At 62.8% G+C, this 14365-nt stretch carries 19 protein-coding genes; 10 read left to right on the top strand and 9 right to left on the bottom strand.

Annotated elements, in window-relative coordinates:
* The first annotated feature begins 4 nt into the window (after positions 1-4).
* From NF699_06385 to NF699_06355, 7 genes are all read left to right on the top strand, one after another.
* Complete coding sequence (locus NF699_06385) at positions 5-1861, top strand: hypothetical protein (protein ID USU06284.1); 1857 nt, start codon at positions 5-7, stop codon at positions 1859-1861.
* 61 nt (positions 1862-1922) lie between these two features.
* Positions 1923-2189 (top strand): hypothetical protein, encoded by a 267-nt coding sequence (locus NF699_06380; protein ID USU06283.1) that lies wholly within the window; start codon positions 1923-1925, stop codon positions 2187-2189.
* A complete protein-coding gene (locus tag NF699_06375) occupies positions 2186-2440 on the top strand; it encodes a hypothetical protein (protein ID USU06282.1) in 255 nt (84 codons plus the stop codon). The genes NF699_06380 and NF699_06375 overlap by 4 nt, the downstream gene beginning before the upstream one ends.
* Positions 2441-2477: 37 nt before the next feature.
* Entirely contained in the window at positions 2478-2753 is a 276-nt protein-coding gene (locus tag NF699_06370; GenBank protein USU06281.1) for a hypothetical protein, read from the top strand.
* Complete coding sequence (locus tag NF699_06365) at positions 2737-3321, top strand: lysozyme (protein USU06280.1); 585 nt, start codon at positions 2737-2739, stop codon at positions 3319-3321. The genes NF699_06370 and NF699_06365 overlap by 17 nt, the downstream gene beginning before the upstream one ends.
* A complete protein-coding gene (locus NF699_06360; protein USU06279.1) occupies positions 3318-3716 on the top strand; it encodes a hypothetical protein in 399 nt (132 codons plus the stop codon). Before NF699_06365 ends, NF699_06360 begins: the two co-directional genes overlap by 4 nt.
* The gene (locus tag NF699_06355) at positions 3694-3939 is read left to right on the top strand and encodes a hypothetical protein (GenBank protein ID USU06278.1); all 246 of its coding nucleotides are present in this window, start codon (positions 3694-3696) and stop codon (positions 3937-3939) included. Before NF699_06360 ends, NF699_06355 begins: the two co-directional genes overlap by 23 nt.
* A gap of 184 nt (positions 3940-4123) precedes the next feature.
* Here the strand turns inward: NF699_06355 and NF699_06350 are convergent, their stop codons facing one another.
* From NF699_06350 to NF699_06335, 4 genes are all read right to left on the bottom strand, one after another.
* Complete coding sequence (locus NF699_06350; GenBank protein USU06277.1) at positions 4124-4390, bottom strand: hypothetical protein; 267 nt, start codon at positions 4388-4390, stop codon at positions 4124-4126.
* Positions 4387-4656 carry a hypothetical protein gene (locus tag NF699_06345; GenBank protein USU06276.1) on the bottom strand — a complete coding sequence of 90 codons (270 nt, stop codon included), beginning with the start codon at positions 4654-4656 and terminating at the stop codon, positions 4387-4389. The genes NF699_06350 and NF699_06345 overlap by 4 nt, the downstream gene beginning before the upstream one ends.
* A complete protein-coding gene (locus NF699_06340) occupies positions 4638-4874 on the bottom strand; it encodes a hypothetical protein (protein ID USU06275.1) in 237 nt (78 codons plus the stop codon). Before NF699_06340 ends, NF699_06345 begins: the two co-directional genes overlap by 19 nt.
* Before the next feature lie 556 nt (positions 4875-5430).
* The gene (locus NF699_06335; protein ID USU06274.1) at positions 5431-6576 is read right to left on the bottom strand and encodes a hypothetical protein; all 1146 of its coding nucleotides are present in this window, start codon (positions 6574-6576) and stop codon (positions 5431-5433) included.
* A gap of 141 nt (positions 6577-6717) precedes the next feature.
* Here NF699_06335 and NF699_06330 point away from each other — a divergent pair, with 141 nt between their 5' ends.
* Together NF699_06330 and NF699_06325 are read left to right on the top strand one after the other, a co-directional pair.
* Complete coding sequence (locus tag NF699_06330) at positions 6718-7542, top strand: DNA adenine methylase (GenBank protein USU07019.1); 825 nt, start codon at positions 6718-6720, stop codon at positions 7540-7542.
* Between the two features lie 372 nt (positions 7543-7914).
* Complete coding sequence (locus tag NF699_06325; protein ID USU06273.1) at positions 7915-8958, top strand: DUF3644 domain-containing protein; 1044 nt, start codon at positions 7915-7917, stop codon at positions 8956-8958.
* Positions 8959-9677: 719 nt separating this feature from the next.
* Here NF699_06325 and NF699_06320 read toward each other — a convergent pair.
* From NF699_06320 to NF699_06305, 4 genes are all read right to left on the bottom strand, one after another.
* Positions 9678-9947 carry a hypothetical protein gene (locus tag NF699_06320; GenBank protein ID USU06272.1) on the bottom strand — a complete coding sequence of 90 codons (270 nt, stop codon included), beginning with the start codon at positions 9945-9947 and terminating at the stop codon, positions 9678-9680.
* A gap of 280 nt (positions 9948-10227) precedes the next feature.
* On the bottom strand, positions 10228-10617 hold the full coding sequence (locus NF699_06315; GenBank protein ID USU06271.1) for an MAPEG family protein: 390 nt from the start codon (positions 10615-10617) through the stop codon (positions 10228-10230).
* A gap of 67 nt (positions 10618-10684) precedes the next feature.
* Positions 10685-11686: an inorganic phosphate transporter gene (locus NF699_06310; GenBank protein USU06270.1), complete on the bottom strand. Its 1002-nt coding sequence runs from the start codon at positions 11684-11686 to the stop codon at positions 10685-10687.
* A 3-nt stretch (positions 11687-11689) separates the two neighbouring features.
* Positions 11690-12334, bottom strand: coding sequence for a DUF47 family protein (locus tag NF699_06305; protein USU06269.1), 645 nt, complete (start codon positions 12332-12334; stop codon positions 11690-11692).
* Positions 12335-12613: 279 nt separating this feature from the next.
* Here NF699_06305 and NF699_06300 point away from each other — a divergent pair, with 279 nt between their 5' ends.
* Complete coding sequence (locus tag NF699_06300; GenBank protein USU06268.1) at positions 12614-13129, top strand: biliverdin-producing heme oxygenase; 516 nt, start codon at positions 12614-12616, stop codon at positions 13127-13129.
* Positions 13130-13175: 46 nt separating this feature from the next.
* Here the strand turns inward: NF699_06300 and NF699_06295 are convergent, their stop codons facing one another.
* Positions 13176-14303 carry a GGDEF domain-containing protein gene (locus NF699_06295; GenBank protein ID USU06267.1) on the bottom strand — a complete coding sequence of 376 codons (1128 nt, stop codon included), beginning with the start codon at positions 14301-14303 and terminating at the stop codon, positions 13176-13178.
* Positions 14304-14365: the final 62 nt, after the last annotated feature.

Raw genomic sequence — 14365 nt, 5'->3', positions numbered from 1 at the left:
GATTATGGCATGGTATCGCAACGGCACGGTTGCGGTGACGAATGGCTCTGCCACCGTCATCGGCGCCGGCACCGACTTCGTTTCGAACGTGAAGATCGGCGAGATCTTCATCGGACCGGATCGGGGGTCGTACGAGGTCGCGGCGATCGTATCGGCGACCCAGCTGACGCTCGCCGAGCCGTATCAGGGGCCGGGCGGTGGCGGGCAAAGCTACAAGATCGCGCCGACGGCGAGCTTTGCGCGCGATCTCGCGTTGGCGTTCTCCGGTTTCAAGAACACGTATGGCGGCATGCTCGATACGGTTGGGCTGGGGATGTTCGGCGATGGGACTGTTGCGGCACCCGGCATCCGCTTCACGGCGGATCAGGACACCGGCATGCGGCGTTCCAATAGCAACGTAGTTGCGTTGACGACCGGAGGTGTGGACCGGACGTATTTTGGCGATTTCGGGGCCACGGTCATCGGAAGGCTTACAGCGGCGCAGGCTGACGGCGTTGGCGTGATCGCTCCGACACTTGGATCGATGCCGCCGTCCAGCGCATTCTTCGGTATCTCGCAAATCTACGGCCTGCTGATCGGCAGCTATGGCAGCAATGGCGATACGTGGATCCAGGCACAGCGTGTCGATGGCAATCCGACGGCTTACAACCTCAACCTTCAGCCTAGCGGCGGAAAGGTCGGCATCGGGCTGGTAGCGCCTACCGCCAAACTGGACGTCTACGAGGGCACCGCCGCATCCGGTATTCGGTGCGTCGTAGGAAATGGCCCCTACGCGGGCAATGTCGTCATTTTCGGCGTGGACGGAAAAACCAACGGCTATCAGATGACGAAAGACGCGGTGAACAACATCCAGCATGTATGGTCTGGAACCGCGGGCGCCGAATATGCGCGCTTCGACATTTTCGGCAACTTTCTCCTCGGCACGGCAACGGCAAGTTATAGCGGACACACGATCAATAAGGCCACGCCGACCGGCAACGCGGTACTCACCGTTAGGAGCGATACAACCGGCGCAGCATCAGCCGTTTTTCTGGCGTGTGATGCGGAAGGTTGGTCGGGCACTGCCTCTGCGATGTGGGTCGGCAGGGTCAACAATGGTCGTTCGATCAACGCGGCTGGCACGGTCAACGCCAGCGGCGCCGACTATGCCGAGTATATGGTGAAGGCAGACGGCTGCGGCCTGATCGCCAAGGGCGATGTTTGTGGTGTCGACGCCACTGGCAGACTGACGAAGAGTTGGGCGGCGGCAAAGAGTTTCGTCGTGAAGTCGACCGATCCCGCATACGTCGGCGGTGACAGCTGGGCGGATCATCTGCCACCGAAGCCCGAAGCACCCGGCGCAGCGCCGGTCGCACCCGTCGCGCCGATCGCACCCGCTTCCCTGCCTCCCGAGCCGGTCCTTACTCCGCGTGAGGACGGCGAGGACGACGAAAGCTTCACGGCGCGGGCCGCCGCGTTCTTCGCTGCCAGCGCCGCGCAGGACGCACTGGTGAGCGAGCATGCCGCCTACAACGATGCCGTGGCGGCATTCCCCGGCCTCCTCGCCGCGCACGGGGAAGCGCACGAGGGATGGGAGGCGGCGAAGGCGGCATACGAGGTCGACCTGCCGGCATGGGAAGCCGATCTGGAAAAGGCCCGTCAGAGCGTCGATCGTATCGCCTTCGCCGGGCAGGTGCCGGTCAACATCGCCGGTGATTACGCGGTGGGTGATTACCTAGTCGCCACGAACACCGCTGACGGCGGCATAACCGTGTGGGCGATAGCGGAGGCGGACATCACCTTCGACCAGTACCGACGCCGCCTCGGCAAGGTGTGGGCGATCCGCGAGGGTCGGCCGTGGGTTGACGTGCAGCACGGCTGAGGATCAGGACCATGAGTAAGAACATCTACGCGGCCGGCTCGGCCGCGGGGTGTGGTCAGGCGTGACCGCGCCGGTCAATCCCCCGCCTTGGTGGGCGCCGTTCGTGCCGGTAATCTCGCTCATCATCGTCATTGCAGGCGTCGTGCAGATGAGCGGCGGCTATCTCGCCACACTGAAGGATCACACCAAGCGCATCGACCAGCTGGAGGCGGACGCACGCACCGATGCGAAGACCCGCACCGAAATGCTTCAGCAGCTTGATCTACGCCTCGCCCGTATCGAGGTGAAGCTGGAGATGATGGCAGAGCCGAAGGGCAAGGCGCCATGATCGACGGTGGGATGATCGTCATGCTGATCGGCGCGCTGGTGCTGGCGATCGCCCCGGCCGAGCGGCTGCTCGCCAACCGTCGATGGGTTCGGACGGAATTTATCGAACCGGCTCTGCGCCGCGCCTTTCCGCCGCCTCCACCGAAACAGGATCTGGAGCGATTGGTGATTAGCGCGGAATCGTCCGTGGAGAGCGCCAAGCTGCGCCGGCAGCAGGCGCGGCAATTCTTCTGGTCCCGCCGGGGCCACTGACCGCGGTCGGCCGGTAGCCGCCATAACAGGAGACATCATGAAACTGATCGACGGTTGGCGCCAGTCATGGCGCCTCTGGTCCGTTCGCTTGTCCGCGATCGGGGCCGTGCTGATGGGGTGGGCTGCGCTCACTCCTGATGCCTTGTTGCAGGCGTGGAATGCGTTGCCGGACGATGTGCAGGCACTCGTGCCCGAACAGGTGGGCAAGGCGATCCCCTTCCTGCTGTTCCTCGCAGCGCTGGTCGCGCGGCTTATCCCTCAGCCGAAGGCGGCTGCGAAGGTGCAGGAGGCGGTCGATGGCAACGCCCAGTAAGTCGATGGCAACGCCCAGTAAGAAGCCGGCGAAGAAGACGCTGGCCGGTGTGATCGGCTCGGTCGTCGCGGCGGCTGCGCTGTTCGTCCTCGTGCCGAAAGAGGAAAGCGGGCGCACGGTGCAGGCCACGGTGCAGGCGGATCAGTCGATCGCAATCCAGCATGTCGCCGGCAAGCAATACCTCGATGCCTATCTCGACATCGTGAAGGTGCCGACCGCCTGCGACGGCATCACCAAAGGCGTAAGGATGGGGATGCGGTTTACCGCGGCACAGTGCAACGCCATGCTGGAAGAGGAACTGATCGCGCATGCCGAGCCGATCATCCGCTGCATTCCGACGATCCACGGCCGCCCCGACCAGCTGATCGCGGCTGTGTCACTGTCCTACAACATCGGCGCTGCCGGCGTGTGCAAGTCGAGCATCGCCCGACTGTGGAACGTAAGGCAGTGGCGGGCAGGCTGCGACCGCTTTCCGCTCTTCAACAAGGCCGGCGGCCGCGTGGTGCAGGGTCTAGTCAATCGACGCGCGCGCGAGCGGGCGATCTGCGTTCGGGGACTGGGGGCATGACCCGCGTGCGGATCATCATCGGTCTGTTGATCGTGCTGGCAATCGTCGCGGCGTTCTACGCTACCAGCCGCGCCGGCCGCCGCGCCGGCCGCGCCGAGGTGACCGCCGCTGCCGAGCACGATCGAGGTGAGCGGATCGTCGAAGCCCGATCCGATGAGCGGCAGGCGGCCGTCGTCTCCGAATCCATCAGCCGGCGCGTCAGCCGTGCCGATGCTCTCTCCACCGCGGCCGTTGCCGCGACCATCAAGGATTTGCGCGATGCGATCGACACTGTTCCGCCTGCTGCTGCCGGCGATCCTCTGCCTGCCGCTCCTGTCGAGCGCATGCGCGACACGCTCAACGCCGACATCGCTCGCGCGAATCGAGCGGCCGATGCTGCCGACGCTCTCCCCTGATCTGACGCGGGTTGAACGACTGAAGCCGATCACCGGCAAGCTGTCGGGCGAGTTGGTGGCGGTCGACCGGGGCTGGCTGGCGGAAGCGATGGAGCGGCTGGGGGAGGCGATCGGGGCAGTCGAACGCGGCAACGTTCGCGCCGGAGCCGTAAAGCAGGAGAGGCGGTGCGTGTCAGCCGTTCTGTCTACCGGCATCGCCCCGCCAAGTTGCCACCCGGATTAGGGTTGTGCCAGCGCCTGACGAGCGGCGACGGCAAGTTCGCGGAATGCGGCCTGCCATGTTGCGCCCGCTTCGCTCCACGGGATCGGCTCCTCAATCCTCGCGATTCTACTATCCCACAGCTTCTCAGCGAGGTGCTCGTTGAGAGCCTCGTCGTCGTTGCTAGTGCAAAGGCGGCAGCGTACCATCAGCGACGCACCAGCTCAGGATGCGGGTGAGGTTCGTCTTCGTCCCACCTGCCATGATGCGGCGAGTGGGAGGGTCCGACTAGATCCGGACGAAGCATCACCGTCTCGCTTTCCGGGCGGCCCATGATCCGCTGCACCAGATCATCGGTCACCTCGCTCCTGATCCGCTCGATATCGAGGCCGAGAGCACGCTTTTGGTACGGCTTCAGCACAGACAGCGCGACCCAGATGTTCGTGCGTAGCTGATCGCGTGAAACGGCATTCATGCGCCGTGCGCCCACAGATCGCGGATGCCAAGCTGGCGCTCGCTCAGTCCGAAATAATCGGCGAGCCGGCGGTGCTCGTCGGGACGTAGCGCCAACGGGATGCCCTCAACGACGAAGCGGCGCAGGTAGCGATCCGGCCGATCGAGCATACGCGACAGGGCGGCGTAGCTATCCCGGCCGGCGTCGATCACGGTCGCTAGCGCAATGCGGGGATCTGGCTCGCCGAGGCGCGGCCGGGCCGTGCCGGTCAGCACGACGCCAGCCACGCGCTCTCCGCGTCCTCTAGCGCTTCCCAATCGTCACCGCTGGCGCGGCTGCCCTGGAGCCACTTGCGAGCGGCTTCGACGTCGCCGCTACGTGGGACGGTTCGGTCGGCATCCGCGCTGGTCGCAAGCTGTCCGACGAAGCCGCTGCGCCCCTTCTGTTGCAGGAGCCATGTCCCGAACGGGATGACTGTCTCGGCGTAGCGATCGGGCATGTCCATGGGGTGTCTCCGGAGAATCGATGTGCTCCGGCTATATAGATGTTCCGCGTCTGTTCTCAAATAGGCAGGCGAGGATCGGCGCGATCAGCCGCCTTCCGGATCGCCTACAACTACGTCCTCGCCGAAGGCCTCGACGGCGTTGATGATCGCGGACAGGTCGGCGGCCATCAACCCGCTCTCCTCGTCAACGGGCTAATCCGCCCTGCTGGCAAGTGTCAGAAGCCCGTGCGTATGATCCGCCACCAGCGTTTGACCCGCTCCCATAGCGTCAGCCGCGCCGATCGCTGCCAAGCGTCAGGATCGAAGGGTTTCTGTCGTTGGTCACGATCGGGGCGGGTCATCCGGCTTTATGCCACGCCACATGTAGACGAAGGTTGAACGGTCAATTCCGGTTAGACGTCGGTCTCGGGACACCGCGGGCCGCGGTGCGGCCATTCGGGTCGGTTAGACGCCCGTTACCCGCGTAAAAGCACGAATGTTGATCCCCGGTCAGAACTCGGACCCGGCTGACCCAGCGATCGAATGGGCGCAGCTTCGAGCGTCAGATTAAGGATGTTCATGGTCGTCGGCTTAGTTGTTTTGAAATTTCATAGATGTAACTCGCCGCAACATTGAGGGCGATCTGAATTGACAATGCCAATACGTAATAGGCAAGACTGCTACCCACGCCCTTCATTCTTTTCTTCGCTGCATCGTAGGCGCGCTGATCTCCTTCGGTTAGGAGAATGACGCCCGGCATAAGGCTAAGCGCAATTCTGCCACCAATGTAGTTTGATAGACTGCTGGAATATGCGTTGGTGATACTCCATAGGACCAGACCCAAACATCCAGCTTGAACTAGGGATATCAACCGCAGAGGCGATTCAGCGATTGCAAGGTAGGTCATGATGAAGGCGGCGAAGCCAATGCGGCCCATCTGCGGTATAAATAATCGCATTAATTTTAAGATGGGTTGTAGCGACTTGCTAAATGGCGGTGTTTCCGCCTTTCGTAAGCCGTTGAACCATTCTGTTACCCCGGCTTGAAGATTCCTTGCGACCAAGAAGTCCACAAAGTCGATCGACACTTTTGCCGCAGGCCAGTCGCTCGCAAATTCTGAAAACCAGTCGAGAAACCCAATCGCCATAGGTTTGTCATTGGATAGTACAGGCAGGCCAGAATCCAAGTCGATCGTTATTATACACCGTTGAGGCGCGGGCGTATTTATGATCTGTATTAGGAATTCAACCTTTATGATCATCTCGGACGTGACAGAAAGTGATTCTACCTCCAAAGTCTGGAAGCGCTCCCACGAGCTGTATGTCAGCGACCGATCATTGCTGTCCCTTACTATTACTGTAACTGCGGGATCGGCAACAGCTTCATAATGTTCTAACTGCTGTTGAAGCATGCCAAAAAGCCGCACTATGTCATCTCGTCTAATTTCCACATTAGATCGGAGTGTAGTTGTTTGATTCTCTACTTTTCCAGTTACTGTGTGGTAGATGGCTTGCAAGACGGATTTAGGGATGCCGTCTAGCAGGCTGCCTGTATTTGCTCGCATCGGCGTTTCTGTCATCACGTACCCCCGAATGTTCGCGCACAGCATTCCCGGCCCGCGCTGTGATGGATCAACTATGCCCGTAAGAGCATTCGAGGCAATGCTCTGATCCACTGGACGGAGCGAGTAGCTTTGGACGCTGAGTAACTGGTATTCGAACACGTCCGCCGGCGAATGGCCGAGCGGGGGTGCCGTGCGTCAACACGGCAACCGACGGACCGTAGATCCGTCACGCGCGGCTGGCCTAGCCGCAAACGCCCCGCACCTGCGCAACAGGCGGGGCTCCTTTGTGAGCAAACATCGATGGAGTCGAATCTAAGCTATGTGCGACCGGTCAGCCCGGTCGCGCCCTATATTGGTGGAAAGCGCAATCTGTCCGCGCGGTTATGCGATCTGATCGGGGAAACGCCACACCGCACATACGTGGAGCCGTTCGTCGGCATGGGCGGAGTTTTCCTGCGCCGGCCGCGGCGGCCGACGGTGGAGGTCATGAACGACATCTCGGGCGACGTCTCCTGCCTCTACCGCATACTTCAACGTCATTACCAAGCGTTCATGGACGTGCTGAAGTGGCAGATCACGAGCCGCGCGGAGTTCGAACGGCTGATCAAGGTGGAGCCATCGACGTTAACAGACTTGGAGCGGGCTGCCCGTTTCCTGTACCTTCAGCGGCTGGCCTTCGGTGGTAAAGTTCATGGGCGCAGTTTCGGAGTGAGCCGGGACGCGCCGGCACGGTTCGACGTTATGAAGCTGGCGCCTATGCTGGAGGACGTTCACGAGCGCCTCTCGGGGGTGGTGATCGAGCAGCTACCCTACAGCGAGGTCATTACGCGCTACGACGGTCCGGACACGCTTTTCTATCTCGATCCGCCCTATTGGAACTGTGAGGGTGATTATGGACCGGGCGTTTTCGCGAGATCTGACTTCGAGCGCCTCGCGCAGCAGCTGGCGGCGATCGAGGGTCACTTCATCCTGTCGATCAACGACACGCCAGGAGCGCGTGACACGTTCGCCGCGTTCGAGATGGAGCACGTCGACGTGACCTACACGATCGCGTCCGGTGCGGCGCAGGTGGCGGGCGAGTTGATCATCCGCGACTATGTGCCGCGGCCTCATCGGCTCCTCTAGCGGCTCCGGTGTTGCTCCGGTGAAAGTCACTGCATTTCCCCGTTTGTTCACGGTATTTCGGGGTTTCGCAGATCGGGAAAGTGACGGTTTTCCGCGTCATTCATAGATAGGCCGTGTGTTGACATCACAGGGGGCAGGAAGCTGGACATCGGGGCCGGACGCGGCGGGTTGCCGTGGCCCAATCCGGGCAGGTTGGACACCGCAGGTTCGCAGAAAACCGGGAATGTTTGAGGCGGGCAGGTAAGCGCATTCCCGATTGAGGACATAAGGGCGGGAATCACGCGCAGCCTTTCGATCCGTAGTCTTGTCCGACTCACGCTATGTCAGTTAGCCTGCTCCTGAAAAGGGAGAGGCGTGCCAACATCAAAGTACATGCAGCTGGTGATGAAATCGCGCGAGGCCTGCATCAGCGCTGTTGAAACCTATAATCGTGCTTCGACAATGTATCGTGAGGAGACGTTCGCGATCCTCATGATCAACGCTTGGGAGCTGCTCCTAAAGGCTCGGATCGTTCGGGAACGGGGCGGTAAGGTATCCTCGCTCTGGGAGTTGCAGCCTAGACGTAAGAAGGACGGAGAAGCGAGCAAACTAAAAGAGTACAAACGAAATCGCTCCGGTACGCCTCTCACAATTGGCCTTGAACGGGCGTACAACCTTGTCGCGGGTTTCGCCCAGCATCGGATTGACCAAAATTGCATTGCAAACATAGAGGCTCTGGTCGGCATACGCGATAATGCTACGCACTTTGTAGTTCATGATGCGGCACTCAGAAAGAGCCTCACCGAAATTGCATTGGCATCCGTCCGAAACTACGTTTTAGCAGCGCAGGAGTGGTTCAACGTTAGCTTTAGCGACCTGAACATCGCATCTATGCCGATCACCTTCGACCTCGATCACAAGCAAGTCGAGTCGGTCGCGCATAAACAGCCGGAGGCAGTGACCCGCTTCCTAGCGTACATGGAAGAACTGCAGGCACGTGCACGTGCTGAATCCTCCGATTTCTCCGTATCTATCCGTGTGAACTTCGATGTTGTGAAGAATCGCGAGAACGCGGCAGTGACCGCCGCATTGGTTCGGGATGATCCCGATCTGACGGTGACGATCGACGGTGATAAACTGCCTGCCGGGTTCAACACCTCTTATCGCGAACTGCTCGCTAGGTTAAGCGCGCGCTACATTGACTTCAGCCAGAACGGCACCTTCCATGACATTATGAAGCGGCTGAAAAAGGACGAGAGATACTGCTACAACCGCTACCCAGACCCGGAGAAGAAGGCGGGGACCCCAAAGCAATTTTATAATTTGAACATACTTCGGGAGCTTGATTGCCATTACGAGCGTCGCGGTAAAACGCTCTTCGAAACGCCGGACGAGGAGGGCGCCGGTGGCGTGGCGCACCACCCGCCAGTCGCTTAAACGTTCGCCTTTAGAAACGTACGCTTACGCCGTGTTCCCTTCACCCGCTCCACGGTTTCTCCTGCGAACCTGCTCCAATCCCCTTACGGGATGGCGACTATGTCCGCTATTGGGTGGTTAGCGGACGGGCGGCTTTCGGGCATGTGGGCCGCCTAAGCGACGCCGTTGCAAGCCGTATAAGTCACGCGGTTGTCTTTGATCGAGAAGACTACATTGACCACGGCGCATCCGCCGTCGAGGACCATTATCATCTTGTCCTTAGTCCGCCACTCGTGGCCGGGCTTGCCGGATAGCACGTACGTGCCGACTACAGCGCGATTGTCGCGGTAATAATATCGCCTATACATTTTCAACTCTTTCGCGCCCGAAGGCATGTGCACCGTTTGTTCTATTTGATCTATGATCCTTTCGGATGAGGATGACACGCAGCCCGTAAGCGCGAGGCCAAGCAGTATAGGGCGAACGTTCATCGCGTAAGTCTGCACCCGCTGGCCATGGCCCGCAATGTCTGATCTTGGTTTGCCGGATGGGTGTCCTGAATGTCCGACATATGGGCGTGGCCCGACACGCCGCCTTCACGCCCGTGCCTTCAGGGATATAGGCCGGCCGCGTATTTCCTCTGGCGCTTCGCACGCGAAAAAGGGCACCCAGGTCGCCCTGGATGCCCTTCAATCTAGGTGCTTGGGAGCGCCTGGGACGGTCCCTAGACGCTGCCGGAATCAGATACCATTCTTAAGATTGGTGTCGGCGTCGTTCGTGCGCAGATCGTCCGCCTGGTTCTGGCCGGTCGCGCGAACGGCGTCGGCGGTGTTCTCGAGAGCGGCTTCGGCAGCTGCGTTGCTGGTGTTGTCCGCAGCGTCTTCGAGGTTGTCGGCAACGGCCTCGGAGTTCGCTTCCACGTTGTCGGCAGCCTGCTCGCGCGGGCTGGTGTTGCAGGCGGCGAGCGAGAGCAGGCCGGTGGCGGCAGCGAACAGAACGATCTTCTTCATCTTGGAACAACCCTTGTTATGGTGTTGTGGCGATACACGACACCAGCACGAATTCAATGCCTATGCGGTTGGTGGAGTATCGACGTGAACGGGTCCGGCGGCAGCAAGCACTTACCGGCTCCTGTAAGTCATTGATTTAGAACGACCCGCTCCACCGGCCTGAGTGCAACGGACACCGAAAGCACATGACGGCCCGGCTCCATGGCAGACGCATGGGATAGAGCAGGGGGCACCACGTCCGGTCTCAGGAGCGTACGTCTGTACCCGCGCCACGATCTGGTCAGAAGAAACGGACCAGCATCAACAACAGTCCCAGGATCGACGCGAGCCAGGCAAGGCTGCGGAGATAGCGCACGCCGAACAGGTAGAGCGGGATGTAGGCGAAGCGGGCGGCGAACCAGAGGATCGCGCCGGCCGCGCCGCTGCCGCCGGTCTGCCCGGTCATGGCGAGCGCGAGCGTCAGCGCGATGAACGCCGGATAGGTTTCCTGAAAGTTCGCCAGCGCGCGGGCGGCCCGGCCGGCGAGCGTGCCGAGCGGTTGTGCGGCGCCGTCGCGCGGACCGGCGTTCCAGTCGAGGCCGCGATCGCGGGTGGCGGTCTGCCCCTGGATCATGACATGCGCGAACAGCAGGACGGTCGATGCGCCGAGCAGGGTCAGTTCGATAGGCATGATGGCGGCTTTCCTGTCGTTACGGACCGAACGAGGAAGCCGCGCACAGGCTCCCTCGTCCCGATCGTCAGGCGGACAGCAGCGCCGCCAGTTCGTAGAACGCCGCACCGATCAGCCCGGCGGCGGGGAGCGTGACCACCCAGGCGACGACGATCCGGCTGGCGATGTTCCAGCGGACGGCGCTGAGCCGGCGGGCGGAGCCGACGCCGACGATCGCGCCGGTGATGGTGTGCGTCGAGGACACGGGAATGCCGCCCATCGTCGCCATGAACAGCGTGATCGCGCCGCCCGTCTCGGCGCAGAAGCCCTGCGCCGGGGTGAGGCGGGTGATCTTCGACCCCATCGTGTGGACGATCTTCCATCCGCCCGACATCGTGCCGAGCGCCATCGCCGCCTGGCAGGAGAGCACGACCCAGAAGGGTACGTGGAATTCGCCGCCGAGCATGCCCTGCGAATAGAGCAGGACGGTGATGATCCCCATCGTCTTCTGCGCGTCGTTGCCGCCGTGGCCCAGGCTGTAGAGCGCGGCGGAGACGAGCTGGAGCTTGCGGAAGCGCTTGTCGACGCCCATTGGCGTCAGCTTCAGCGAACTCCACGCGACGACCAGCACCAGCAGCAGGGCGAGGACCAGCCCGACGGTGGGCGACAGGAAGATCGCGGCGACGGTCTTGCCGACGCCGACCCAGACGACGCTGGAAAAGCCCGCCTTCGATATACCGGCACCGAGCAGGCCGCCGATCAGCGCGTGGCTGGAACTGGACGGAATGCCGTAGCGCCAGGTGATGACATTCCACGCGATCGCGCCCATCAGCGCGCCGAAGATCACCTGCGGATCGATGATCTGCGCGTCGACGATACCCTTGCCCACCGTCTGCGCGACATGCAGGCCGAACACCGCAAACGCGATGAAGTTGAAGAAGGCGGCCCAGAGCACTGCGTGGTGCGGCTTCAGGACGCGGGTGGATACCACGGTCGCGATCGAATTGGCGGCGTCGTGCAGGCCGTTCAGGAAATCGAACAGCAGCGCCACGCCGATCAGCGCGACCAGCAGCGTGAAGGAGATGGTCATGGCCTAGGCGTGATCGATCACGAGACCCTGGATCTCGTTCGCGATGTCCTCGAACCGGTCGGCCGTCCGCTCCAGATGGCTGTAGATTTCGCGCTCGACGATGAAGCGCATCGGATTGTCGGTGCCGCACGCCTTGAACAGCGCCTTCAAGCCGCGGGCGTGATGCTCGTCCGCACGCCCCTCCAGCTTGACCAGCCGTTCGGTGAGGTCGTGCAGGCGCGCGGCATTCTGGTCGAGCTTGCGGAGGAGGGGGATCGCTTCCGCGGTAACGCGCGCCGCCTCGACGACCAGACCGACCATCTCACGCATGTCGGGTGCGAACTCGGTCACCTCGTACAGGGCGATGGTGTTCGCGGTCTGGTTCATCTGGTCGATCGAATCGTCCATGACCCCGATCAGGTCGGTGATCGCCGACCGGTCGAAGGGGGTCACGAACACGCGGCGCACGTCCTGCAGGACGTCGCGGGTGATATCATCGGCCTCGTGCTCGCGATCCACGATCTCGGCGATGTGCTGCGCGATCGCGCCGTCGCCGCTGAACAGCTTCTGCAAGGCGTCGGCGCCCGCGACCAGCGTGGCGGCATGCGCCTCGAACTGTTCGAAGAAACGACCTTGCTTCGGCATCAGCGCCTGGAACCAGGCAACCATAAGGGACCTTTCAATAATGGCGCGGCGCGCATGGGGCCGGCCGCGACGGCACGCAAGCCGAATCTGGACGATCCACCGTACCGGGACGGATCACGACGTGGATCCGGCGGAACGGAGACTGCCCATGGCAAGCTTGCATGACGATAGCATGACTCACGGCCATCGCGGCAAGGCACTTGATGCCGGCAGGGTCGCGCGACGCCGCCTGACCTGCGTTTGCGCACCGGCGATCCGGTCCCGGCCTCGACAGCCCGGCGCGCGCAGGGCAGGGGACGGGGCATGTCTTTCGTCCGTACACTTCGTCAGGCGACCGCCGCGGATCACGAGATGGTCGACGCGCATTACGGTGGTTTCGCGCTCGATCGCCCGGCGGGTTACCGGTCGTTCCTGACCGCGCACGCACGGGCATTGCCGGCGGTGGAGCTGGCACTCGCCGAAGCGTCGGACCTGCCGCCATGGCGATCACGGACGGCGTTGTTGGCGGCGGACCTGCACGCGCTGGATGCGCCGATACCGGCGCCGCTTCCCTTCCAGCCGGGCGCAGCCGCAGAGCGCTGGGGTGCCCTGTACGTGATCGAGGGATCGCGGCTCGGCGGGCAGTTGCTGGCGCGCAGCGTACCGGCCGGCCTGCCGTCCGCCTACCTCGCGGCGCATCACCTGCCCGGCGAATGGCGCAGGCTGTTGACGACGCTCGATACGCACGCGGCTGGGCAGGGGCAGGCATGGCAGGATGCCGCGCTGGCCGGCGCCCGCGCATGCTTCGCCCTGTACGCCCGGGCTGCGGTGATCGCCTAGTCCGACGCATCCTCGCCCTGCTTCCGCCGACACCCGCGTCGACCGATCAGGCCGGCGCCAGCACCACGCGATTCTTGCCGGCGCGCTTGGCGGCGTAGAGCGCGGCGTCGGCCGCCCGCATCGCCGCACTGGGATCGTCGCCGAGCACCGCGATTCCGGCGGAAAAGCTGAGGTTGCCGATGCCACGCCCGGTCGATTGATCGACGAGCGTGCGCGCGCCGAGCCGCTCGCGGACATCGTCGAGCTTCTCGTGCGCCGTCGCGGGGGAACAGCGTTCGAACAGGCAGGCGAACTCCTCGCCGCCATGCCGCGCGACCAGCACCGTCCTGCCCAGATCCGTCGTCAGTTGGCGCGCGACGAGTTTCAGCACCCGATCGCCCGTATCATGGCCGTGGCGGTCGTTGATCGCCTTGAAATCGTCGATGTCGCAAAGCGCGACGCAATGGCTGCCGCTATCGTCCTCGCATGCGTTTGCGGCGTGCAGCCTGCCATCGAAACAGCGGCGGTTGGCAAGGCCGGTGAGGTGATCCTCGTCCGCCGCCTGCCGCGCCTGTTCCAGATTGACGCGCAGCGCGCGGGTCTCGCGATGCGTCGCCTCCAGCCGTGTGGCAAGATCGCGGGTCCGCGCGATCGCTTCGGTGGTGATGCCCAGCAGGCGAACCATGGTGGCGCCCGTCTCGCCGTGCGCGGCATCGGCTTCGGCACTGAGCGCGCTGTGATAGTCGCGGGCCGAGGCATGGCTCTGATGAACGGTGGTCTCGCTGTCCGCCAGCATGACGGCCAGCGCGTCGGCCATCGCGGCGATCCCCTCGGGATGCAGCGCGGCGTCGGGTCGCGCGCTGGTCAGGCTGCGCACGAAGCGGGCATCGATCCGCGGCTGCGACGTCAGGTGCCGGTCCACCTCCAGCCGCAGCGCGATATCGTCACCCGACACGTAGCGGCGGGCCAGATCGTAATGCTCCGTGGTCGGCGCCAGATCGTGCGTCTCCAGGAACGCACCGATCCGGCAGAACAGCTGACGATTGCGATCGCGCGTGTCGTCATGCGCGTCGGCATGGACCGGGGGTCTATTCTGATGACCGCCCAGCCAGGACGACAATCGGGCAAGGCGCGAATGCGCCGGTGCAGCGAGCGCGTTCATGCGACCTGCGGTCCGGCCAGTGTCGAATCGCATCGTTCGGGCGCGATGGCATTGGCAATATTGGGGAAGATCATCGTCGCTCGTCCTGAACACCT

It is taken from the genome of Sphingomonadaceae bacterium OTU29LAMAA1 (assembly GCA_024072375.1).
Taxonomy (GTDB): Bacteria; Pseudomonadota; Alphaproteobacteria; order Sphingomonadales; family Sphingomonadaceae; genus Sphingomonas.
Note: the sequence above shows the minus strand (reverse complement) of the source record. Positions and strands in the feature narration are given on the sequence as shown.